Origin of the sequence: Kitasatospora sp. NPDC088783 (genome assembly GCF_044750705.1) — a bacterium.
Taxonomy (GTDB): Bacteria; Actinomycetota; Actinomycetes; order Streptomycetales; family Streptomycetaceae; genus Kitasatospora; species Kitasatospora fiedleri.
This window is the reverse complement of sequence record NZ_JBIVKJ010000008.1, coordinates 252,183-272,767: the sequence shown is the minus strand read 5'-3', so window position 1 is coordinate 272,767 and position 20,585 is coordinate 252,183. Positions and strand designations below refer to the sequence as shown.

Sequence of the window (20,585 nt, the reverse complement as noted above, 5' to 3'; positions counted from 1 at the left end):
AGCAGGTCGAGCAGGCTGGGCTGGTGAAGCCCGAGCAGGCTGAGCAGCGCGGGTCGGCGAAGCCGGAACAGCCGCAGGCCGGGCAGGCCGGGTCGGTAGAGCCGGAGCAGGTGCAGCCCGAGTCGGCGCAGCCGGAGGCCGGGCGGGCGAGGCCGGGGCAGGCCGAGCAGGCCCGATCGTCGGAGCCGGAACAGCCGCAGCCCGAACAGTCGCCGCCCGGGTCGGCGCAGCCGGAGTCCGGGCCGACGCGGTCGGAGCAGTCCGAGCAGTCCGAGCAGTCCGAGCGGTCGGAACAGCCGCAGCCGGAGCAACCGCAGCCCGAGCACCCCACCGAGCAGGACGGAGACAGCGCGTGAACCTCCTCGACACGCTGCTGCGCTGTGTCGGCACGCTGGTGGCGTTCCTGGTGCTGCCGCTGGTGGTCGGTCAGGCCGAGCACAAGGTGATGGCGCACATGCAGGGCCGGCTCGGTCCGATGTACGCGGGCGGGTTCCACGGGTGGGCGCAACTGGTCGCGGACGGGGTGAAGTTCGTCCAGAAGGAGAACGTCGTCCCGTCCGGGGCCGACCGGCGGATCTTCCAACTGGCCCCGGCCGTCGCGCTGCTGCCGTACCTGCTGGTGCTGCTGGTGATCCCGGTCGGGCCGGACGGGATGGTCGGCCAGGTGGTCGACGCGGGCATCTTCTTCGTGCTGGCCGTGATGGGCGTCGGCGTGCTGGGCTCGCTGATGGCGGGTTGGGCGTCGGCCAACAAGTTCTCGCTGCTGGGCGCGCTGCGCACGGCCGCGCAGCTGATGTCGTACGAGCTGCCGATGCTGCTGGCCGCCGCCTCGGTGGCGATGGCGGCGGGCACCGTCTCGCTGCCGGGCATCGTGGACGCCTTCCACTGGTGGTGGGTGCCGTGGCAGTTGATCGGCGCGTTCGTGTTCTTCACGGCGGGGCTGGCCGAGTTGCAGCGTCCGCCGTTCGACATGCCGGTGGCCGACTCGGAGATCATCTTCGGCGCGTACACCGAGTACACCGGCCTGCGCTTCGCGCTGTTCCTGCTCGCCGAGTACGCGGGCATCGTGGTGCTCTGCGGCCTGACCTCGGTGCTGTTCCTGGGCGGCTGGCACGGCCCGTTCTCGGACGGCCTCGGCTGGCTGTGGACGCTGGTGAAGACCTTCGCGCTGGCCTTCGTGGTGCTCTGGCTGCGGGTCACCTACCCGCGGCTGCGCGAGGACCAGCTGATGCGCTTCGCGTGGACGGTGCTGATCCCGCTGGCGCTGGCCCAGCTCGCCCTGACCGGCATCATCAAGGTGGCGATCTCGTAATGGGAATTCCCGGCTCCGGCCTGGCCAAGGGCCTGGCCGTCACCCTGCGCACGATGGTGCGGAAGACCGTCACCGCGCAGTACCCCGACGTGCAGCCCGACCTGCCGCCGCGCTCGCGCGGCGTGATCGCGCTGCTGGAGGAGAACTGCACGGTCTGCATGCTGTGCGCCCGCGAGTGCCCGGACTGGTGCATCTACATCGACTCCCACAAGGAGACGCTGCCCGCCGCCGACCCGAACGCCCGCGCCCGCACCCGCAACGTGCTGGACCGCTTCGCGATCGACTTCTCGCTCTGCATGTACTGCGGGATCTGCGTCGAGGTCTGCCCGTTCGACGCGCTGTTCTGGTCCCCGGAGTTCGAGTACGCGGAGACCGACATCCGCGAGCTCACCCACGAGCGCGAGCGGCTGCGCGAGTGGATGTGGACCGTCCCGCCGCCGCCCGCGCACGACGCCGCGGCGGAGGAGCCCAAGGAGATCGCCATGGCCCGCAAGGCCGCCGACAAGCTGGCCGCCGCAGCGGCGGCGGCTTCCGCCGGGGAGGGTGGGGAGAGTTGAGCACCCTGCTGGCCGCGGCGGGCCCGCTGGAGCCCGCCGCGCGCTCGTACCTCTCGCCGACCGGGCAGGAGATCGTCTTCCTGCTGGTCGGTGTGCTCGTGCTCGGCGCCGCCGTGGTCTCGGTGACCACCCGCCGGCTGGTGCACGCCGCGCTCTGGCTGGTGGTCGCGCTGGGCGGACTGGCGGTCGAGTTCCTGCTGCTGACGGCCGAGTTCGTGGCCTGGGTGCAGGTGCTGGTGTATCTGGGCTCGGTGATCGTGCTGGTGCTGTTCGGCCTGATGCTGACCCGCGCCCCGATCGGCCGCTCCCCGGACGCCGACTCCGGCAACCGCCCGGCCGCGCTCGCGGTCGGCCTGGCCTCCGCCGCGACCCTGGTCACCCTGGTGGTCGACGCGTTCCGCTCGTCCTGGATCGACCTGTCCGGCGCGGTCGGCACCACCCGGCTGACCGGCGAGTACCTGTTCTCGCACTGGGTGCTGCCGTTCGAGGCGCTGTCGGTGCTGCTGCTCGCCGCCCTGGTCGGCGCGATCGTGCTCTCCCGCACCGGGGACGGCCGGGCCCGGCCCCGGGCCGGGAAGCTGCGCACCGGGAAGCTTCGCACCGGGAAGCCGCGCACCGCCTCGACCCAGCCGAAGGAGCGCTGACGTGCACCTCGCCTACCCCGCCGTCCTCGCCGTGCTGCTGTTCAGCGTCGGCGTGTACGGCGTGCTCGCCCGGCGCAACGTCGTCCTGGTGCTGATGTCCGTCGAGCTGATGCTCAACGCCGTCAACCTCAACCTGGTCGCCTTCGACGTCTGGCTGCGCGACACCCTGCACGCCGGCCAGGCGCTCACCCTGTTCACCATCACCGTCGCCGCCGCCGAGATCGGCCTCGGCCTGGCCGTCGTGCTGCTGGTCTACCGCACCCGCCGCACCGCGGCCGTCGACGAGGTCACCGCGCTCGGCGACCGCCACGAGGCGGACGACCCCGCCGGTGCCGAGAAGGAGCGGGCCGCCGCATGAACCTCGCGCTGCCGATCCTCGTCCCCGTGCTGCCCGCGCTCGGCGCCGCCGCGGGCCTCGCCACCGGCCGCCGGTACCCCGGCCTGGCCCGCCCGCTGGCGGTGCTGCCGGTCGCGGTGTCCGCCGTGCTCGCCCTGGTCACCGCCCTGCAACTGGGCACCGGGAGCACCCTGGACGCCGGCACCCGGCTCGCCCCCACCGGCGGCCCCGACATCTCGCTCGCCCTGCACCTGGACGGCTTCTCCTCGCTGATCTCGGTGCTGGTCGGCCTGGTCGCCACCTGCGTGCAGGTCTACTCCACGGCCTACCTCAAGGACGACCCGCGCTACCCCTCGTACGCGGCCCTGGTCTCGCTGTTCACCGCCGCGATGTTCCTGGTCGTCTACTCCGGCGACCTGATCGTGCTGCTGGTCGGCTGGGAGGTGATGGGCATCTGCTCGTACTTCCTGATCGGCCACCACTGGGAGACCGCCGACGCCCGCACCGCCTCGCTCAAGGCGTTCCTGGTCACCAAGCTCGGCGACGTGCCGTTCCTGTTCGGCCTGTTCCTGCTCGGCGCCGACGCCGGGACGTTCCGGATCACCGACGTGCTGCACACCGCCGCCACCGGCGGACTCCAGCACCCCACCCTGATCGCCCTGCTGCTGCTCGGCGGCGTGGCCGGCAAGAGCGCCCAGTTCCCGCTGCACACCTGGCTGCCGGACGCGATGGCCGGCCCCACCCCGGTCTCCGCGCTGATCCACGCCGCCACCATGGTCGCGGCCGGCGTCTACCTGGTCGCCCGGCTGCTGCCGGTGTTCCTGCTGTCCTCCGCCGCGCTGCTGGTGCTCGCCGTGCTGGCCGCCGTCACCATGGTCGGCTCCGCGCTGTGCGCGCTCGCCCAGGACGACCTCAAGCGGGTGCTCGCCTACTCGACGGTCGGCCAGCTCGGCTACATGACCGGCGCGCTGGCCGCCGGCGACCGGCAGGCCGCGGTGTTCCACCTGGTCGGCCACGGCGCGTTCAAGGCGCTGCTGTTCCTCACCGCCGGCGTGGTCATCCACGCCGCGCACACCAACTCGATCAGCGCCATGTCCCGGATCGAGGGCCTGCGCCACCGCGTCCCCGACGCCTACTGGACGATGGGCATCGCCCTGGTCGCCCTGGTCGGCCTGCCGCCGTTCACCGGCTTCTTCACCAAGGAGTCGGTGCTCACCGCCGCCGAGCACGCCGCCCACGGCGAGGCGCTCACCGGCACCCTCGGCCCCGCCTCGGCCGTCCCCGCCGCGGCCGGCTGGACGGTCCTGGCGGCCGGCCTGCTCACCGCGCTGCTCACCGCCGCCTACGCCGCCCGTTTCTGGCTGGTCGCCTTCCACGCCCGGCCGGTGGCCGCCCCCGCCGACGCCCCGTACTCCCCGGAGATCGACGAGGCCGACCCGGCGCACGCCGAACCGGCCGCGATGCGCTGGCCGCTGTGGGTGCTGGCCCTCCCCACCATGGGCTTCGGCCTGCTCGGGCTGCGCACCGACTGGCTGCCCGCCCTGCTCGACGGCGAACCGCTGCGCCCCGCCACCGCGACCATGGTGCTCGGCACCGGCGCCGCGGTGGCCGGCCTGCTGATCGGCTACGCCGCCTGGCGCACCGCCGCCGCCCGGGCCGCCGCCGCCCCGCCCGTCCGGGTCCCCCCGCAGGCCGGTCCGCCCGCCGCCGAGACGCTCACCGCGCCCGCCGCGCCCCCGGCCGCCGCCGACCCCGGACGCCTGCTGCTCGGCCCGCTGTACGGGCCCGCCCAGCACGGCTTCGGCGTCGACCGGCTGTACAGCGCCCTGTTCGTCCGGCCCACCCGGGCCGCCGCCCGGCTGGTCCGCTTCCTGGACCGGGCCGTGGTGGAGACGTACGTGCGCGGCGCGGGCGCCGCCCCCGGCTGGCTCGGCCGCGCCGTCCGCCTCGCCCAGACCGGCAACGCCCAGGGCTACCTGAACGCGCTGCTGGCCGGGGCCGTGCTGCTCGCCGTCCTGGTGGCGGTCGGCTCATGACCCGTCCTCACCTCCCCGTCCCGGCACGCCCTTGGAGCCCCCGATGAACGCGGTCCTCATCGCCCTCCTGGCCCTGCCGCTGCTCGGCGCCGCCCTGACGCTCGCCCCGATCGGCGACCGGCGGGCCCTGCGCCTCGGCACCGCCGTCACCGGCGGCACCCTGCTGCTGGCGATCGCCCTCGCGGCCGGCTTCGACCACGGCGACCCGGGCCGGATGCAGGCCGTCACCGACGTGTCCTGGATCCCCGCCCTGGACGTGCGCCTGCACCTGGGCACCGACGGCATCTCGCTGCCGCTGCTGGTGCTCACCGCGCTGCTCACCTTCCTGTGCGCGCTGTACTCGCTGAAGAAGCTCCCCGCGGGCCCCGGCGGCCGGGCCTTCACCGGCCTGCTGCTCCTGCTGGAGACCGGCATGCTGGCCACCTTCGCGGTGCTCGACCTGGTGCTGTTCTTCCTGGCCTTCGAGATCGTGCTGATCCCGATGTACTTCCTGATCGCGCGCTGGGGCAGCGGGCAGAAGGTCGCGGCCGCGAACCGGTTCATCCTGTACACCCTGCTCGGCTCCGCCGTGATGCTGCTCGGCTTCCTGCTGATCGGCGTCCAGGCCGGGACGTTCGACATGGTGCGGCTCGCCGCCGCGCACGGCGGCGGCCTCTCGCACACCACCCAGCTGATCGCCGCGCTCGCCGTCCTGGTCGGCCTCGCCGTGAAGGCCCCGGCCTGGCCGCTGCACTCCTGGCTGCCCGACGCGCACACCGCCGCCCCCACCGCCGGCTCGGTGCTGCTGGCCGGCGTGATGCTCAAGATGGGCACCTACGGCCTGGTCCGCGTCCTGCTGCCGATCGTCCCGGACGGCACCGCGACCTTCGCCCCCTACCTGGGCGCGTTCGCCGCCGTCGGCATCGTCTACGGCTCGCTCGCCTGCCTCGCGCTGGCCCGGCCGGGCGCCAAGGGCGACCTCAAGCGGCTGATCGCCTACTCCTCGGTCGGCCACATGGGCTTCGTGCTGCTCGGCATCGCCTCGCTCACCCCGGCCGGCCTGAACGGCGCGCTGTTCGCCAACATCGCGCACGGCCTGATCACCGGCCTGCTGTTCTTCGTGGTCGGCGCGGTCAAGGACCGCTACGGCACCGCGGACCTCGACACCCTCGCCGGGGCCACCGGCGCCGCCCTGTACGGCCGCGCCCCCCGGATCGGCGCGCTGCTCGCGTTCGCCGCCGTGGCCAGCCTCGGCCTGCCCGGGCTGGCCGGGTTCTGGGGCGAACTGCTCGCCATGTACGGCGCGTTCGACCCGGCCGCCGGGCTCTCCCGGCCCGCGTTCCTCACCTACATGGTGCTGGCCGGCCTCGGCACCCTGCTCACCGCCGGCTACCTGCTGGTCGTGGTCAAGCGGGTCTGCACGGGCGACCCGAAGCAGCCCGCCCCGGTCGCCGCCCTGCCCGACCTCCAGGGCCACGAGGCCGCCAGCTGGACGCCGCTCGCCGCGCTCACCCTGCTCGCGGGCCTGTGGCCGGCCCTGCTCCTCGGCCTCTCCGACCCGGCCGTCAAGCACCTCCTCGGAGGCGGCTGATGACCACCGCTCACGACCTGGGGCAGCCCCTCATGACTCCGCTCGCCGTCGCCGACCCGGGCGGCCTGATCCAGTCCGTCGACTGGGTGGCCGTCGCCCCGCCGCTGATCGCCGCGCTCGCCGCCCTCGCCGTGCTGGTCACCGACCTGTTCCTGCCCGCGGCCCGCAAGCGCCTGCTGGGCCGGCTGAGCGCGGTCGGCCTGCTGGCCGCGCTGGCCGCGCTGATCCCGCTGGCCGGCGACACCCGCTCGACGTTCTGCTTCAGGAGCGGCGGCTGCTCCTACACCGCCGACCACTTCGCGCTCGCCTTCCAACTGCTCGCCCTCGGCGGCGCGCTGCTCACCGTGCTGCTCTCGCTGCACACCGTCGAGGACGAGAAACTGCCGGGCGGCGAGTACTGGTTCCTGCTGCTCTGCTCGGCCTGCGGCGCCGCCCTGCTGCCCGCCGCCCGGGACCTCGCCACCCTGGTGATCGCCCTGGAGGTGGCCACCCTGCCCGCGTTCGCCCTGGTCGCGCTGCGCCGGGACGGCCGGGGCGCGGAGAGCGCGCTCAAGTTCTTCCTCTCCTCGGTCACCGCGACCGCCGTGATGCTGCTCGGCGTCAGCTTCGTCTACGCCGCCGCCGGGACGCTCCAGCTCCAGGGCGTCGCCGACGGACTGGCGCACGCTCCCGGCCAGTTGAAGCCGCTCGCCGAGGCGGGCGCGGTGCTCACCCTGGTCGGCTTCGCGTTCAAGACCGCCGCCGTCCCGTTCCACTTCTGGGTGCCCGACACCTACGTCGGCGCCCCGCTCCCGGTGGCCGGCTACCTCTCGGTGGTCGGCAAGGCGGCCGGCCTGTCCGGCCTCGCCCTGGTCACCACGCTGGCCTTCCGCCCGTACGGCCACACCTGGGGCCTGGTGCTGGCGGTGCTCGCCGCGCTCACCATGACGGCCGGCAACGCCGCCGCGCTGCGCCAGCGCCCCGACACCCCGCACGGGGCGGTCCGGCTGCTGGCCTGGTCCTCGGTCGGCCAGGCCGGGTACCTGCTGGTGCCGCTGGCCGCCGCCGGGTACGCCGACTCGACCGAGCCGCTGGGCGCGACCGTGGCGTACGCGCTGATCTACGGCCTGGTGAACCTGGGCGCGTTCGGCGCGGTCGCGCTGGTCGGCGGCTCCGGCCGGCTGGACGGCTTCCGCGGCCTGGCCGGGCGCAACCGCTGGGCGGCGCTCGCCCTGGCCTTCTTCCTGCTCTGCCTGGCCGGCCTGCCGCCCGGCGTGGTCGGCCTGTTCGGCAAGGTCGTGGTGTTCCGCGCGGCCGTGGACGCGGGCCTGGGCTGGCTGGCCGTGGTGATGGCGGTGAACGTGGTGATCGCGCTCGCCTACTACCTGAAGTGGACCGCCCTGCTGTTCGCGCCGTCCGCCGAAGCGGCCGAGCCGCGCCGTTCCCCGGCCCCGCTCCGGGCCGCGCTGGGCCTGGCGGCCTGCGGCGCGGCGGTGCTCTCGGTGGCCCCGCAGCTGGTCCTCCAGGTGGCGTCGGGCAGCCTGTTCTGACCTGTGGTCGAATGCCGAGGGGAACGAACCGGCCAGTTCGGGGCGTTGATCCCGGCAGAGGGAAGCGGTTCCACGGCTCCCACCGGCACCACAGGAGGGTCCGCAGTGCACAGCCACCACAACGGATTGCGGACGGCCGTCCTGTTGGGCGGCCTGTCCGCGCTGATCCTGGTGATCGGCAGCTTCTTCGGCCGCACCGGTCTGCTGGTGGCCCTGCTGGTCGCGGTCGGCACCAACGCGTACGCGTACTGGAACAGCGACCGGCTGGCGCTGCGCGCGATGCGGGCCCGCCCGGTCAGCGAGATCGAGGCCCCGCAGCTGTACCGGATCGTCCGCGAGCTCTCCACCTCGGCCCGCCAGCCGATGCCCCGGCTGTACATCTCGCCGACGCCCGCGCCGAACGCCTTCGCCACCGGCCGCAACCCGCGCAACGCGGCGGTCTGCTGCACCGACGGCATCCTGCAACTGCTCGACGAGCGCGAGCTGCGCGGCGTCCTCGGCCACGAGCTGAGCCACGTCTACAACCGGGACATCCTGATCTCCTCGGTGGCCGGGGCGCTCGCCTCGGTGGTGATGTTCCTGGTCAACTTCGCCTGGCTGATCCCGGTCGGCCGCTCGGACGACGACGACGGCCCGGGCCTGGTCGGCATGCTGGCGATCATGATCCTGGGCCCGGTCGCGGCCGGCCTGATCCAACTGGCCGTCAGCCGCTCCCGCGAGTACCAGGCGGACGCCGACGGCGCCCGGATCACCGGCGACCCGCTCGCCCTGGCCGACGCCCTGCGCAAGCTGGACACCGGCACCCAGCGGCTGCCGCTGCCGCCCGAGCCGCAGCTCCAGACCGCCAGCCACATGATGATCGCCAACCCGTTCCGCCCCGGCGAGCGCGGCGCGAAGCTGTTCTCCACCCACCCGCCGATGCGCGAGCGGATCGCCCGCCTGGAGCGGATGGCCGGGCGCTGACCGACCCGCCGCTCCCCGTGGTTCCTCCCGGGGCCGCTCCTCCCGTCGTCCGCGGGCACGCGCTGACCCCTTCGGGCGACCGTCCGGCGAGCGTCCCGGTGCCGCCGCCGCCCCGCTGGTAGGGCTGGACGCACTGCCAGACCCGAGGCCGGAGGTGCGGTGCGGTGACCATGCTGCCGAGCGATGCAGAACTGGGCCGGAGCGGTCCACCGCCGCCCCCGCCCCCGCACCGCCGCTTCGGCCGGGCCTCCCGCCCGCGCCGGGGCCGGGCGCTGGTGGTGTGGCTGACCACCACCGACCACAAGCAGATCGGCACCCTCTACCTGGCCACCTCGTTCGCCTTCTTCCTGCTCGGCGGGGTGCTGGCGCTGGTGATGCGGGCCGAGCTGGCCCGTCCGGGGACGCAGATCCTGTCGAACGAGCAGTTCAACCAGGCGTTCACCATGCACGGCACGATCATGCTGCTGATGTTCGCCACCCCGCTGTTCGCGGGCTTCGCGAACTGGTTCATGCCGCTGCACATCGGCGCCCCCGACGTGGCCTTCCCCCGGCTGAACGCCTTCGCCTACTGGATGTACCTGTTCGGCTCGCTGATCGCGGTGGCCGGTTTCCTGACCCCGCAGGGCGCGGCCGACTTCGGCTGGTTCGCGTACGCGCCGCTGAACAGCGAGGTGCACTCGCCCGGGGTCGGCGCCGACCTGTGGATCATGGGCCTGGGCTTCTCCGGCTTCGGCACCATCCTCGGCTCGGTCAACTTCGTCACCACGATCGTCTGCCTGCGCGCCCCCGGCATGACGCTGTTCCGGATGTCGATCTTCACCTGGAACATCCTGCTGACCTCGATCCTGGTGCTGATGGCCTTCCCGGTGCTGGCCGGCGCGCTGCTCTGCCTGGAGGCGGACCGCAAGTTCGGCGCGCACGTCTTCGACCCGGCCAACGGCGGGCCGCTGCTCTGGCAGCACCTGTTCTGGTTCTTCGGGCACCCGGAGGTCTACATCATCGCGCTGCCGTTCTTCGGCATCGTGACCGAGATCCTCCCGGTGTTCTCCCGCAAGCCGGTCTTCGGCTACTCCGGCCTGATCGCCGCCACCATCGCCATCGCGGGCCTGTCGATCACCGTCTGGGCGCACCACATGTTCGTCACCGGGCAGGTGCTGCTGCCGTTCTTCTCCTTCATGACCTTCCTGATCGCGGTGCCGACCGGCGTGAAGTTCTTCAACTGGGTCGGCACCATGTGGCGCGGCTCGCTGAGCTTCGAGACCCCGATGCTCTGGTCGATCGGCTTCCTGGTCACCTTCCTGTTCGGCGGCCTGACCGGCGTCCTGCTGGCCTCGCCGCCGATCGACTTCCACGTCTCCGACTCGTACTTCGTGGTCGCGCACTTCCACTACGTGGTGTTCGGGACGGTGGTCTTCGCGATGTTCGCGGGCTTCTACTTCTGGTGGCCGAAGATGACCGGACGGATGCTGGACGAGCGCCTCGGGCGGATCCACTTCTGGACGCTGTTCGTCGGCTTCCACACCACCTTCCTGGTCCAGCACTGGCTGGGCGCCGAGGGCATGCCGCGCCGCTACGCCGACTACCTGGCCTCGGACGGCTTCACCACGCTCAACACCGTCTCCAGCATCGGGTCCTTCCTGCTCGGCCTCTCCACGCTGCCGTTCCTCTACAACGTCTGGCGGACCGCCAAGTACGCGCCCAGGGTGGAGGTCGACGACCCGTGGGGCTACGGCCGCTCGCTGGAGTGGGCGACCTCCTGCCCGCCGCCCCGGCACAACTTCACCACCCTGCCGCGGGTCCGCTCCGAGTCCCCGGCGTTCGACCTGCACCACCCGGAGATCACCGAGTTCGACCGGCTGCAGAACGAACCGCGCTGACCTCCCGCCGCGAGGGCCGCCTCGGGGCCGCGTCGGCGTCGTACCGGCGTCGCACCGGCGGTCCGCCCCGGGTGCGGCGTCCGTTTCGCGGTGGTACGAATCGTTTCGTCCCCGTGCCGTCCGACGCGCGGGGGCGTTCGGTCTGACCGCGCGCGGGATCGGAGCGTCATGGACAACTATCCGCTGCTCGACATCTTCTGGACGATGCTGGAGCTGTTCCTCTGGATCCTCTGGTTCTTCCTGCTGTTCAAGATCATCACGGACATCTTCCGCAGCCACGACATGGGCGGCGGCGCCAAGGCGGCCTGGACGATCCTGGTGATCCTGCTGCCCTTCCTGGGCGTGCTGCTCTACCTCATCGTCCGCGGCGGCTCCATGCACGAACGCGACCTCGCCCAGGCCAAGCAGGCCGACGCCGCCTTCCAGGAGTACGTCCGCAAGGCGGCCGGCACCGGCGGCGGCCCGGCCTCCTCCGCGGGCTCCTCGGGCGGCCACGTGGCGGACCTGGCGAGGCTGGCCGACCTCAAGAACAGCGGCGCGCTGACCGAGGAGGAGTACCAGCGGGCCAAGGACAAGCTGCTCACCTGACCCCCGTCCGGCGCAGCGGCGCGCGGCCCGTCCCGACCCCGGGGCGGGCCGCGCGCCGTCCCCGGCCACCGCGCGCGCCGCCCCGCGACCCGCCCTGTGCCCCACCCGTCACACCCCTGCCACAAGGCCGATCCGCCACCTGCCCCTTCCGGCCCCGGTGTGCGAGCCTGGAGGCATGAAGCTGATCAACTTCCTGCTCAACGTGATCTGGCTGTTGTTCTGCGGCCTGTGGATGGCGATCGGCTACGCGGTCGCCGGGATCGTCTGCTTCGTCCTGATCGTCACGATCCCGTTCGGCGTCGCGTCCTTCCGCCTCGCGGGCTTCATGCTCTGGCCCTTCGGCCGCACCACCGTGGTCCGCGCCGACGCCGGGGCCCCCTCCTGCGTGGGCAACGTGATCTGGCTGGTGTTCGCGGGCTGGTGGCTGGCGCTCGGGCACATCGTCACCAGCATCCCGCTGTTCCTGTCGATCATCGGCATCCCGTTCGGCTGGGCCAACCTCAAGATGGTCCCGGTCTCGCTGACCCCGCTCGGCCGCGACATCGTCTCCACCGACCAGGGCTTCGGCGCCCGCTGACCGGGCCCCGCCGACCGGCCCCGCCGACCGGCCCCGCCGACCGGGCTGTGCCGGTTCGGCCCTGCCGGTCGGGCCCAGGCCGGTCGGAAAGGGTTCGCGTCCCGGCGCCCGGCGGGGTAGAACCGTCCGGTCGGAGCAGGGCGGCGGACGAGGAGCGGCACGTGGCGGACGGCGAGAACGCGCCGGGCGGGATCATGGCGGGCGGGGTCAACCGGATCGAGCGCCGGGGCGACCGTGTGCTGCGGCCGACCGGGCCGTGGTCACCGGCCGTGCACGGGCTGCTGGCGCACCTGCGGGCGGCCGGGTTCACGGCGGGGCCGCAGTTCCACGGGATCGCCGAGGACGGGCGGGAGGTCCTGGACTTCCTGCCCGGCGAGGTGCCGAACTACCCGGCCACCCCGGCCTCCGCCTCCCGCACCGCGCTGCTCGACGCCGCCCGGCTGCTGCGGCGGTACCACGACGCCACGGCGGGCTACCGCGCCGAGGGCTGGATGCTGCCCGCCCGGGAGCCGGTCGAGGTGGTCTGCCACGGCGACTACGCCCCGCACAACTGCGTGCTGGACGGCGAGCGGGTGGTCGGCGTCATCGACTTCGACACCGCCCACCCAGGCCCCCGGCTGTGGGACGTCGCCCACGCGGTCTACCGCTGGGCGCCCACCACCGCGCCGGGCAACGCCGACGGCTTCGGCACCCCGGACGAACAGGCCCGCCGGGTACGGGAGTTCTGCGACGCGTACGGCCTCGGCCGGGCCGACCGGGAGGGCCTGGTGGACGCGATCGAGGCCCGGCTGCACGCCCTGGTGGCGCACATGCGGGCCGAAGCCGCCGCCGGGAGCGCCGCGTTCGCCGCGCACCTGGCCGACGGGCACCACCTGATGTACCTCTCCGACGCCGCGTACGTGGTGCGCGAGCGCGCCCGCTTCGAGGACCTGCTCCTGGCGGAGTGACGGGGGCCGGCCCGGCGGCCGGCCCGCCCGTTCACCCGTCCGTCCGCTCCAGGTGCTCGCGCAGGGCCCGGAACTCGGCCGCGATCCCGTCCAGCGTGTAGTGCGCGTTCAGTCCGCTCGGGTTCGGCAGCAGCCACACCTCGGTGTCGCCGATCGGCTCCGGCTGCGGCCCGACCGCCGCCCGCGGCCGGCCGAACGCCGCCCGGTACGCCCCGATCCCGAGCACCGCCAGCGCGCGCGGGCGCAGCCGCCGCACCCGGGCCTCCAGGGCCCGTCCGCCCGCCAGGTACTCCTCGGCGGTCAGCTCGGCCGCCTTCGCGGTGGTCCGGGCCACCACGTTGGTGATCCCCAGCCCGAGCCCGAGCAGCTCCTGCTGCTCGTCCGGTCGCAGCTGCCGGGGGGTGAAGCCGGAGCGGTGCAGGGCGGGCCAGAACCGGTTGCCCGGCCGGGCGAAGTGCCGGCCGGTGGCGCCCGACCACAGGCCGGGGTTGATCCCGCAGAACAGCACCCGCAGGCCGGGCGCGGCCACGTCCTCGATGGCGGTGTCCTGGGCGGCGGCGAGCTGTTCGGGCGTGGGCTTGGCGCCGTTGGCCGGGCGCTGCGGCGGAGTACGGGTCACCCCGCCCACTCTGCCGTACCGGCGGGCGCGCGCACGTCGCCGAGCGCCCGCGAACGGTTTTCGGAACCGACCTCCGGGAAGGGCGTTCCGGCAGGTCGGGGCCGGTGCGGCCGAGGTTCGGCATATCGGATGGATAGTCAGTTCGATTGTTTTCCTGACCTGATGACTTCTCTGGCGGAGAATGGGGCGGTGTCATACGAACTGAACGCGCTGGTCGCCACCGCGGAACTGATCGCGGTGGTCGCGGCCGAAGTCCCGCTCGCGCGCAGCGCGCCCCTGCCGCACGGCCTCGCGCTGGTGCCGATGACCGACGAACTCCACGACGCCCTCCAACACCCCTCCAACGCACCGGACTTCGGCTTCAAGCGGTTCCCCTCCGGATTCGCCCTGCGGATCGCCGGCTGGTCCAAGTCCGCCCCGATCGCCTACGCCGAGATCGACGAGGAGCACCCCGCCGGACGCCGCGCCGCGCTCTGGTACGACGGCCGGATCACCCTCGGCCCGCTCGCCCCCGCCGACGGCGCCCCGCTCGACCGCGTCCTGCGCGCCCTCGGCGCCACCGACACCACCGCCCCGGCGATCACCGCGGCCCTCGACACCCACCGCCGCCGCCCCGCCGAGGACTGACCCGGCCCCGCCCGACGCCTCCTGCGCGCACCGCGAACGCCAGGAGGGCGCACCGTCCCCGGTACGCCCTCCCTGGTGGCCCGTCCCGCCGCTCGGCAGTGGTTCAGCGGTAGTTGACGAACTGGATCGCGAACTCCAGGTCCTTGCCCTTGAGCAGCGTCTGCACGGTCTGCAGGTCGTCCCGCGACTTCGAGCTGACCCGCAGCTCGTCGCCCTGGACCTGCGCCTTGACGCCCTTCGGACCCTCGTCGCGGATGATCTTCGCGACCTTCTTGGCGTCCTCGGTGGTGATGCCTTCCTTCACGTCGGCGAAAATCTTGTACTCCTTGCCGGACAGCTGGGGCTCCGCCGCGTCCAGCGCCTTCAGCGACAGCCCGCGCTTGACGAACTTGGTCTGCAGCACGTCCAGGATCGCCCGGACCCGCTCCTCGCCGTTGGCCTTCATCTCGATCTTCTCGCCGGACCGCTTGATCTCGGCGCCCACGTTCTTGAAGTCGAACCGGGTGGCGATCTCGCGGGAGGTCTGGTTGATCGCGTTGTCGACCTCCTGCCACTCGACCTTCGAGACGATGTCGAAACTGGAGTCGGCCATGGGTGTTGGTCTCCTTGCACTACAGGCTGCACGGTCACGCCACCCGCCACCGGCGGGCGACGCCCCAGCCTATCCAGCGCCCCGCACCCCCGCCCGCAACAGCCGCGCGCCGACCTTGATCGCGACGTGACGGAACAGAGTGGCGGACCACCCCCCACCATCGGGTATCGTTTACGACGTCGAACGGGGCACCACCCCACAAGACACCATCCCTGGCGGGTTGCCCGAGCGGCCAAAGGGAGCAGACTGTAAATCTGTCGCGCAAGCTACGCAGGTTCGAACCCTGCACCCGCCACTGGATCGCAAGGAAGCCCCCGGGCTGCGGAGACGCAGGCCGGGGGCTTTTTCGTTGGCCCCGTGGGCCGGTGGCGGGGAAGGATGGCGGCATGGAGTTCACCGAGCGCCGGCCTGTCGCGCCGCGGATGCTGTTGGTGCGGCGGATAGGGCCGTGGTTCGTCCTGGCGCGGCCGGTGTTCATCCCGGCCGGGTGCCGGTTCTGGACGGAGCGGGGAGCGTTGGTGGTGGAGCACCCGACCGGGGAGCGGCGCAGGTGCGCGGGGGAAGTCTGTCGCTAGCCCGGGTGGTTCTGGCGGGGGAGGGCGAGGGTGACGGTGTCGGCGAACTCGCGGACGGCGCTGGTGCGGGAGACGATGCGGCCGCAGTGGACGACCAGGCGGGAGTGGCCGGCGGTGAGGGCGCTGGTCAGGTCGTCGCCGCGGACGGCGAGGAGTTCGGCGGGGAAGCCGGCGTCGACCCGGACGGGGGGGAGGCCGAGGGTGGTGCGGGCCTGGGTGGAGACGGCGTCGTAGGCGGCTTCGGGGGAGAGGGCCCCGCTCGCGGCGAGGAGGCGGGCGGCGTCCAGCGGGTCGGCCCGGCCGACCGGGTTGGAGGTGTCGCGCAGGGCTCCGGCGCCGGCCGTGAGGGCGACCCGGGCCTGGGACAACTCCCGGACCAGGGACGGGCGCAGGCCGGTCGGCGGGTCGTCGAGGCCGGTGCAGCCGCCGTTCTGCGGCAGGCAGACCACCCGGACGCCGGCGCCGGCCAGCAGGCCTGCGCCGCCGGGCGGCAGCGCGCTGCACGGGCCGAGCGTGACCCGGGGCAGGTGGGGGGCCAGCGCGGCGACCAGGCGGGCGAGTTGGGCCGGGTCGGCGGCGGCGGTGTGCAGGTCGACCGGGCAGTCCGCCTCGGCCGCGGCGTCCAGCAGGACCCGGGCGTAGCCGACCGGGTCCGGGTCGAGGTCGGGGCAGCCGCCCGCCGCGTCCGCGCCGAGCTTGAGGGCGTCCCGGAGCAGGGCCCGCCCGTCCGCCCCGGCCCGGCCGGTGAGCAGCCGGGGCATCGCCACCGCCTGGAGCTCGGCCAGCCCGCGCAGCGACTGGCGCGCGGTCAGCACGGCCTCCAGCCGGCGCAGCCCGTGCCCGCCGCCGATCCGGACGTGGGTGCGCTGGGCGGTGGCCCCGTAGCCGAGCGAGGTGAGCGCGGACTCGGTGGTCCGGCGGACCAGTTCGGCCGGGCCGTCCCCGGCCGGTTCGGGCGGCCCGGCGCGGAGCGCGCTGTCGTAGTGTCCGTGCGGCTCGGCGGGGGCGGGCAGCAGCAGGTAGCCGGACAGGTCGATCCGGGCGCCGGTGGTGACCGTCGGCTGCCCGGGCATCGCGGGCAGCGGCCCGAGGCTGCCGGTCGCGCCGACCTCCTGGATCCGGTCCCCGCTGATCCGGACGTCCACCACCCGCCCGTCCAGCAGCCGGGCCCCGGCGAGCAGCAGGACCGGCCCGTGCCCGAGCGGGTTGGCGGACGGGGGCGGCTGGGGTTCCTCGCCCTGTTCGCTCATCGGCCCGCTCCTCCAGTCCCGTTGACCGCCCGGCGGCCTCGGGGGCCCGGTGCGGGGCGGCCGACCCGCGGCGCACCCGTGCGGCCGCGAGGGGCCACGTGAGAGGTCACTGACGGTCGAGCCTAGGCCGGACCCGGCGGGGACCGGTGGATGCGGGCCGCCCTGACGTGTCGGGACGTGTCGGGGCGGGCCGGGCGGGTTCCGGTTGCGGCGGAGGCCGAACGGGTGTCGGGTGACGGCCCGTCAGTGCGGGCCCGCCGACCTGCGGAGATCCACCGCGGATACGGATTTCACCTCTGGCCCGGAACCGTGTAATCTCTTCCTCGTTCGCCCCTATAGCTCAGTCGGTAGAGCGTCTCCATGGTAAGGAGAAGGTCTGCGGTTCGATTCCGCATGGGGGCTCTGGTGAGAAGCTTCCCGCCTCGGCGGGGTTCCGATCATCAAAGCGGTGTAGCTCAGTTGGTAGAGCAAGCGGCTCATAATCGCTGTGTCACCGGTTCAAGTCCGGTCACCGCTACTCCGCGTAGTCGATCGGGGGGTCACTCCCGATCGGCTACTCTTGTCTGTGTTCTTATTCGTTGTCCCAGGAAGGCACTCCCGTGGCTGCCACCGACGTCCGCCCGAAGATCACGCTGGCCTGCGTGGAGTGCAAGGAGCGGAACTACATCACCAAGAAGAACCGGCGCAACGACCCGGACCGTCTTGAGATGAAGAAGCACTGCCCGCGTTGCAACTCTCACACGGCGCACCGCGAAACCCGCTGACTTTGCCTCGACTCCAGGCCGCACCCCACCACGGGGAGCGGCCTGGAGTCATTTCTGCATGCCCCGCACGCCCTGCATGAACGGGCCGGACGCCGGGCCGGCCGTACGACCAGAGGAGTTGCCCATGCCGCTCGACCCCTCGTTCATCGGGCGGACCTACCCGCCCACCGAACCGTACGAGGTGGGCCGCGAGAAGATCCGCGAGTTCGCCGTCGCGATCGGTGACGCCAACCCGGCGTACACCGACGCGGAGGCCGCCAAGTCGCTCGGCCACCCGGACGTGATCGCCCCGCCGACCTTCCCCTTCATGCTGACCTTCCGGGCCGCGGCGCAGGTGGTCAACGACCCCGAACTCGGCCTCGACTACAGCCGGGTCGTGCACGGCGACCAGAAGTTCGCCTACACCCGCCCGGTGCGGGCCGGCGACCGGCTCTCGGTCACCGTGACCATCGACGCGATCAAGTCGCTGGCGGGCAACGACGTGCTGACCGTCCGCGGCGAGGTGGACGACGCCGGCGGGGAGCACGTCGTGACGTCGACCATGACGCTGGTGGCGCGCGCCGCCGACGAAGCCGGGGAGGAGTGACCGTGGCGGTCCGCTTTGACGAGGTCCAGGTCGGCACCGAGCTGCCGGCGCGGTCGTTCCCGGTCACCCGGGCGACGCTGGTGCAGTACGCCGGAGCCTCCGGGGACTTCAACCCGATCCACTGGAACGAGAAGTTCGCCCTGGAGGTCGGCCTCCCGGACGTGATCGCGCACGGCATGTTCACCATGGCCGAGGCCGCCCGGGTGGTCACCGACTGGGTCGGCGACCCGGCCGCCGTCGTCGAGTACGGCGTCCGGTTCACCAAGCCCGTGATCGTCCCCAACGACGGCGTCGGCGCCACCGTCGAGGTCACCGCGAAGGTGGCCGCGCTGCTGGAGGACAACCGGGTCCGGGTCGACCTGGTCGCGACCAGCGCGGGCCAGAAGGTGCTCGGCATGGCCCGCGCGGTCGTCCGGCTGGGCTGAGGCGCTCCCGGCAGGGCCCCCGGCGGGCCCTGCCGGTCGGTCTGCGCCCACCCGCCCGCTTGCCAAAGTTATTGGCCAATCACTAATCTGTGGGTGTGGCCAGGAACAGCGTCCGGATGTCCGCCGAGGAGCGGCGCGAGAGCGTCGTCCGGGCGGCCATGGTGGAGTTCGCCCGGGGCGGGTACCGGGGGACGTCCACCGAGGCGATCGCCCGCCGGGTGGGCGTCTCGCAGCCGTACCTGTTCCGGCTCTTCCCCAACAAGCAGGCGATCTTCGAGGCCGCGGCCGAGCACTGCATCGAGCAGACCTGGGGGATCTTCGACCGGGCGTCGGAGGGCCTGACGGGGGAGGCGGCGTGCGACGCGATGGGCGAGGCGTACCTGAACCTGGTCGAGGACCGGGAGCAGGTCATGATGCAGATGCAGATCTACGTCTCGGTGTTCGCGGCGGAGTCGGCCGGCGAGGAGGGCGTCGGCGAGACGGCCCGCGCGGGCTGGCTGCGGCTGTTCGAGCGGATCCGGGAGCGGATCGGCGACCGGGCGCTGGCCACCGAGTTCATGGCGCACGGAATGCTGATCAACACCCTGGTGGCCCTCGGGTACCCGGGGGAGCACCCGATCTGGTCGGGGTTCGACGAGCTCGACGAGAAGCGGGCCGGGAAGCAGGACTGAGGCGCTCCGCCCGGACGGCGGCGCGCCCTTTTTTCGGCCCACAAAAGTTATTGATCAATCACAACCTTTGGGGGAACCGCACGTGAACAGGCAAGCCGTCTGGACCCTGGTGGTCGTCAGCGTGGCGAGTTTCATGGCCGGACTCGACAACCTGGTGGTCACCACCGCACTCCCCGCGATCCGCACCGACCTGGGCGGCGCCCTCGCCGACCTGGAGTGGACGGTCAGCGCGTACACCCTGACCTTCGCCGTCCTGCTGATGCTCGGCGCGGCCCTCGGCGACCGCTTCGGCCGCCGCCGGATGTTCGTCGCCGGGCTCGCCGTCTTCACCCTCGGCTCGGCCTCCGCCGCGCTCGCCCCGACCATGGGCGCGCTGATCGCGGCCCGCGCCGTCCAGGGCGCCGGCGCGGCGGTCATGGTGCCGCTCACCCTGACCCTGCTGACCGTCGCGGTGCCCGCCGCCAGGCGCGGAACGGCCTTCGGCATCTGGTCCGGCGTCGCCGGGCTGGCCGTCGCCACCGGGCCGCTGATCGGCGGCAGCCTCACCGAGCACTTCTCCTGGCAGTGGATCTTCTGGGTGAACGTCCCGGTCGGCCTGGTGCTGCTGCCGCTGGCCCGCGCCGTGCTCGGCGAGAGCCGCAGCGCGGACCGCCGCCTCGACCTGCCCGGCACCGCGCTGGTCAGCGCCGGACTGTTCGGCCTCGTCCTCGGCCTGGTCCGCGGCAACCCCGACGGCTGGACCGACCCGCTGGTCCTCGCCGCGCTGACCGCCGGCACCCTGCTGCTGGCCGCCTTCGTCGGGTACGAGATCCGCCGGGCCCCGCAGCCGATGCTCCCGATGCGGCTGTTCCGCAGCCGGGCGTTCAGCGCCGTCAACGCCGCCAGCCTGCTGATGTACCTCGGCATGTTCGGCTCGATCTTCCTGATCAGCCAGTACTTCCAGGGCGTCAACGGCTACACCGCCGAACAGGCCGGCGTCCGGATGCTCCCGTGGACGGCCATGCCGCTGCTGGTCGCCCCGGTCGCCGGACTCCTCACCGACCGGATCGGCGGCCGCCCCATCGTCGTCACCGGACTCGTCCTCCAGGCCCTCGGCCTGCTCGGCATCGCCCTGCTCGCCCGGCACTCCGCCGGGTACGGGCAGCAGGTGCCGGTCCTGATGGTCTGCGGCGTCGGGATGTCCCTGTACTTCGCCCCCACCGCCAACCTGGTGATGGCCAGCGTCCGCCCCGCCGAACAGGGCATCGCCTCCGGCGCGAACAACGCCATGCGCGAGGTCGGCGGCGCGCTCGGGGTGGCCGTGCTGTCCGCGGTGTTCTCCGCCCGGGGCGGCTACGGCAGCACCGCGGCCTTCACCGACGGGCTCACCGCCGCGCTGCTGGTCGGCGCCGCCGCGATCGGGGCCGGCGCGGTCGCCGCGGCGCTCATCCCGCGGCGGCGGGACGGGCGGACGGTGAGGACCGCCACCGGGGAGCGGCCCGCGGCCGTCCCGGCCGGCCGGTCCTGAACCGGCGTCCCCCGAGCCCCCGAGCCCCCGAG

The 20,585-nt window shown here is 73.2% G+C and carries 21 protein-coding genes, 3 tRNA genes and 1 pseudogene; 22 read left to right on the top strand and 3 right to left on the bottom strand.

The window, feature by feature from the left end; translation table 11 throughout:
• From ACIP60_RS23475 to ACIP60_RS23415, 13 genes and pseudogenes are all read left to right on the top strand, one after another.
• Positions 1-356, top strand: a pseudogene (locus ACIP60_RS23475) (hypothetical protein); the annotation flags it as partial.
• Entirely contained in the window at positions 353-1,312 is a 960-nt protein-coding gene (gene nuoH / locus ACIP60_RS23470; protein ID WP_100837764.1) for an NADH-quinone oxidoreductase subunit NuoH, read from the top strand. The pseudogene ACIP60_RS23475 and the gene nuoH, both read left to right, overlap by 4 nt.
• On the top strand, positions 1,312-1,869 hold the full coding sequence (locus ACIP60_RS23465) for a NuoI/complex I 23 kDa subunit family protein (protein ID WP_400687384.1): 558 nt from the start codon (positions 1,312-1,314) through the stop codon (positions 1,867-1,869). The genes nuoH and ACIP60_RS23465 overlap by 1 nt, the downstream gene beginning before the upstream one ends.
• Positions 1,866-2,513: an NADH-quinone oxidoreductase subunit J gene (locus ACIP60_RS23460; protein WP_400687382.1), complete on the top strand. Its 648-nt coding sequence runs from the start codon at positions 1,866-1,868 to the stop codon at positions 2,511-2,513. The genes ACIP60_RS23465 and ACIP60_RS23460 overlap by 4 nt, the downstream gene beginning before the upstream one ends.
• A 1-nt stretch (position 2,514) precedes the next feature.
• Complete coding sequence (gene nuoK, locus ACIP60_RS23455; protein WP_400687380.1) at positions 2,515-2,871, top strand: NADH-quinone oxidoreductase subunit NuoK; 357 nt, start codon at positions 2,515-2,517, stop codon at positions 2,869-2,871.
• Positions 2,868-4,886: an NADH-quinone oxidoreductase subunit L gene (locus ACIP60_RS23450; RefSeq protein ID WP_400687378.1), complete on the top strand. Its 2,019-nt coding sequence runs from the start codon at positions 2,868-2,870 to the stop codon at positions 4,884-4,886. Before nuoK ends, ACIP60_RS23450 begins: the two co-directional genes overlap by 4 nt.
• Before the next feature lie 43 nt (positions 4,887-4,929).
• Positions 4,930-6,456 carry a NuoM family protein gene (locus ACIP60_RS23445; protein WP_400687376.1) on the top strand — a complete coding sequence of 509 codons (1,527 nt, stop codon included), beginning with the start codon at positions 4,930-4,932 and terminating at the stop codon, positions 6,454-6,456.
• A gap of 32 nt (positions 6,457-6,488) precedes the next feature.
• Positions 6,489-7,985 carry an NADH-quinone oxidoreductase subunit N gene (locus tag ACIP60_RS23440; protein WP_400687594.1) on the top strand — a complete coding sequence of 499 codons (1,497 nt, stop codon included), beginning with the start codon at positions 6,489-6,491 and terminating at the stop codon, positions 7,983-7,985.
• 105 nt (positions 7,986-8,090) lie between these two features.
• A complete protein-coding gene (gene htpX / locus ACIP60_RS23435; RefSeq protein WP_400687374.1) occupies positions 8,091-8,948 on the top strand; it encodes a zinc metalloprotease HtpX in 858 nt (285 codons plus the stop codon).
• Between the two features lie 170 nt (positions 8,949-9,118).
• Entirely contained in the window at positions 9,119-10,825 is a 1,707-nt protein-coding gene (gene ctaD / locus ACIP60_RS23430) for a cytochrome c oxidase subunit I (RefSeq protein WP_400687592.1), read from the top strand.
• Positions 10,826-10,993: 168 nt separating this feature from the next.
• Complete coding sequence (locus ACIP60_RS23425; protein ID WP_400687372.1) at positions 10,994-11,413, top strand: SHOCT domain-containing protein; 420 nt, start codon at positions 10,994-10,996, stop codon at positions 11,411-11,413.
• Positions 11,414-11,588: 175 nt separating this feature from the next.
• A complete protein-coding gene (locus ACIP60_RS23420) occupies positions 11,589-11,990 on the top strand; it encodes a YccF domain-containing protein (protein WP_111554885.1) in 402 nt (133 codons plus the stop codon).
• A 161-nt stretch (positions 11,991-12,151) separates the two neighbouring features.
• Entirely contained in the window at positions 12,152-12,937 is a 786-nt protein-coding gene (locus ACIP60_RS23415) for a phosphotransferase enzyme family protein (RefSeq protein WP_400687369.1), read from the top strand.
• A gap of 31 nt (positions 12,938-12,968) precedes the next feature.
• Here the strand turns inward: ACIP60_RS23415 and mug are convergent, their stop codons facing one another.
• On the bottom strand, positions 12,969-13,556 hold the full coding sequence (gene mug, locus ACIP60_RS23410) for a G/U mismatch-specific DNA glycosylase (RefSeq protein WP_400687367.1): 588 nt from the start codon (positions 13,554-13,556) through the stop codon (positions 12,969-12,971).
• Positions 13,557-13,745: 189 nt separating this feature from the next.
• Between mug and ACIP60_RS23405 the strand changes: the two genes are divergently transcribed.
• Positions 13,746-14,183 carry a hypothetical protein gene (locus ACIP60_RS23405; protein ID WP_111554886.1) on the top strand — a complete coding sequence of 146 codons (438 nt, stop codon included), beginning with the start codon at positions 13,746-13,748 and terminating at the stop codon, positions 14,181-14,183.
• A gap of 103 nt (positions 14,184-14,286) precedes the next feature.
• Here ACIP60_RS23405 and ACIP60_RS23400 read toward each other — a convergent pair whose 3' ends face one another.
• The gene (locus ACIP60_RS23400; RefSeq protein WP_100837775.1) at positions 14,287-14,775 is read right to left on the bottom strand and encodes a YajQ family cyclic di-GMP-binding protein; all 489 of its coding nucleotides are present in this window, start codon (positions 14,773-14,775) and stop codon (positions 14,287-14,289) included.
• 214 nt (positions 14,776-14,989) lie between these two features.
• Between ACIP60_RS23400 and ACIP60_RS23395 the strand changes: the two genes are divergently transcribed.
• Positions 14,990-15,070: transfer RNA gene (locus ACIP60_RS23395), tRNA-Tyr, on the top strand.
• A gap of 276 nt (positions 15,071-15,346) precedes the next feature.
• Here ACIP60_RS23395 and ACIP60_RS23390 read toward each other — a convergent pair.
• Positions 15,347-16,600: a hydrolase gene (locus ACIP60_RS23390; RefSeq protein ID WP_400687364.1), complete on the bottom strand. Its 1,254-nt coding sequence runs from the start codon at positions 16,598-16,600 to the stop codon at positions 15,347-15,349.
• A 329-nt stretch (positions 16,601-16,929) separates the two neighbouring features.
• Between ACIP60_RS23390 and ACIP60_RS23385 the strand changes: the two genes are divergently transcribed.
• The 7 genes from ACIP60_RS23385 to ACIP60_RS23355 all read left to right on the top strand — a co-directional run bounded on the left by ACIP60_RS23385 (position 16,930) and on the right by ACIP60_RS23355 (position 20,553).
• Positions 16,930-17,002: transfer RNA gene (locus ACIP60_RS23385), tRNA-Thr, on the top strand.
• A 42-nt stretch (positions 17,003-17,044) separates the two neighbouring features.
• A tRNA-Met gene (locus ACIP60_RS23380) sits at positions 17,045-17,117 on the top strand.
• A gap of 82 nt (positions 17,118-17,199) precedes the next feature.
• Positions 17,200-17,364, top strand: a complete 165-nt coding sequence (gene rpmG / locus ACIP60_RS23375; RefSeq protein WP_006604855.1) for a 50S ribosomal protein L33 — start codon at positions 17,200-17,202, stop codon at positions 17,362-17,364.
• A 124-nt stretch (positions 17,365-17,488) separates the two neighbouring features.
• Positions 17,489-17,950: a MaoC family dehydratase N-terminal domain-containing protein gene (locus ACIP60_RS23370; RefSeq protein ID WP_400687362.1), complete on the top strand. Its 462-nt coding sequence runs from the start codon at positions 17,489-17,491 to the stop codon at positions 17,948-17,950.
• On the top strand, positions 17,947-18,375 hold the full coding sequence (locus ACIP60_RS23365) for a MaoC family dehydratase (protein WP_100837791.1): 429 nt from the start codon (positions 17,947-17,949) through the stop codon (positions 18,373-18,375). The genes ACIP60_RS23370 and ACIP60_RS23365 overlap by 4 nt, the downstream gene beginning before the upstream one ends.
• Before the next feature lie 116 nt (positions 18,376-18,491).
• On the top strand, positions 18,492-19,046 hold the full coding sequence (locus ACIP60_RS23360; protein WP_400687590.1) for a TetR/AcrR family transcriptional regulator: 555 nt from the start codon (positions 18,492-18,494) through the stop codon (positions 19,044-19,046).
• A 133-nt stretch (positions 19,047-19,179) separates the two neighbouring features.
• Positions 19,180-20,553: a DHA2 family efflux MFS transporter permease subunit gene (locus ACIP60_RS23355; RefSeq protein ID WP_400687588.1), complete on the top strand. Its 1,374-nt coding sequence runs from the start codon at positions 19,180-19,182 to the stop codon at positions 20,551-20,553.
• Positions 20,554-20,585: the final 32 nt, after the last annotated feature.

Coding starts and splice junctions, on each gene's coding strand:
- ACIP60_RS23465 (WP_400687384.1), top strand. CDS start 1,312: ATGGGAATTCCCGGCTCCGGCCTGGCCAAGGGCCTGGCCGTCACCCTG.
- ACIP60_RS23450 (WP_400687378.1), top strand. CDS start 2,868: ATGAACCTCGCGCTGCCGATCCTCGTCCCCGTGCTGCCCGCGCTCGGC.
- ACIP60_RS23445 (WP_400687376.1), top strand. CDS start 4,930: ATGAACGCGGTCCTCATCGCCCTCCTGGCCCTGCCGCTGCTCGGCGCC.
- ACIP60_RS23440 (WP_400687594.1), top strand. CDS start 6,489: ATGACTCCGCTCGCCGTCGCCGACCCGGGCGGCCTGATCCAGTCCGTC.
- ctaD (WP_400687592.1), top strand. CDS start 9,119: ATGCTGCCGAGCGATGCAGAACTGGGCCGGAGCGGTCCACCGCCGCCC.
- ACIP60_RS23425 (WP_400687372.1), top strand. CDS start 10,994: ATGGACAACTATCCGCTGCTCGACATCTTCTGGACGATGCTGGAGCTG.
- ACIP60_RS23420 (WP_111554885.1), top strand. CDS start 11,589: ATGAAGCTGATCAACTTCCTGCTCAACGTGATCTGGCTGTTGTTCTGC.
- ACIP60_RS23400 (WP_100837775.1), bottom strand. CDS start 14,775: ATGGCCGACTCCAGTTTCGACATCGTCTCGAAGGTCGAGTGGCAGGAG.
- ACIP60_RS23390 (WP_400687364.1), bottom strand. CDS start 16,600: ATGAGCGAACAGGGCGAGGAACCCCAGCCGCCCCCGTCCGCCAACCCG.
- ACIP60_RS23370 (WP_400687362.1), top strand. CDS start 17,489: ATGCCGCTCGACCCCTCGTTCATCGGGCGGACCTACCCGCCCACCGAA.
- ACIP60_RS23360 (WP_400687590.1), top strand. CDS start 18,492: ATGTCCGCCGAGGAGCGGCGCGAGAGCGTCGTCCGGGCGGCCATGGTG.
- ACIP60_RS23355 (WP_400687588.1), top strand. CDS start 19,180: ATGGCCGGACTCGACAACCTGGTGGTCACCACCGCACTCCCCGCGATC.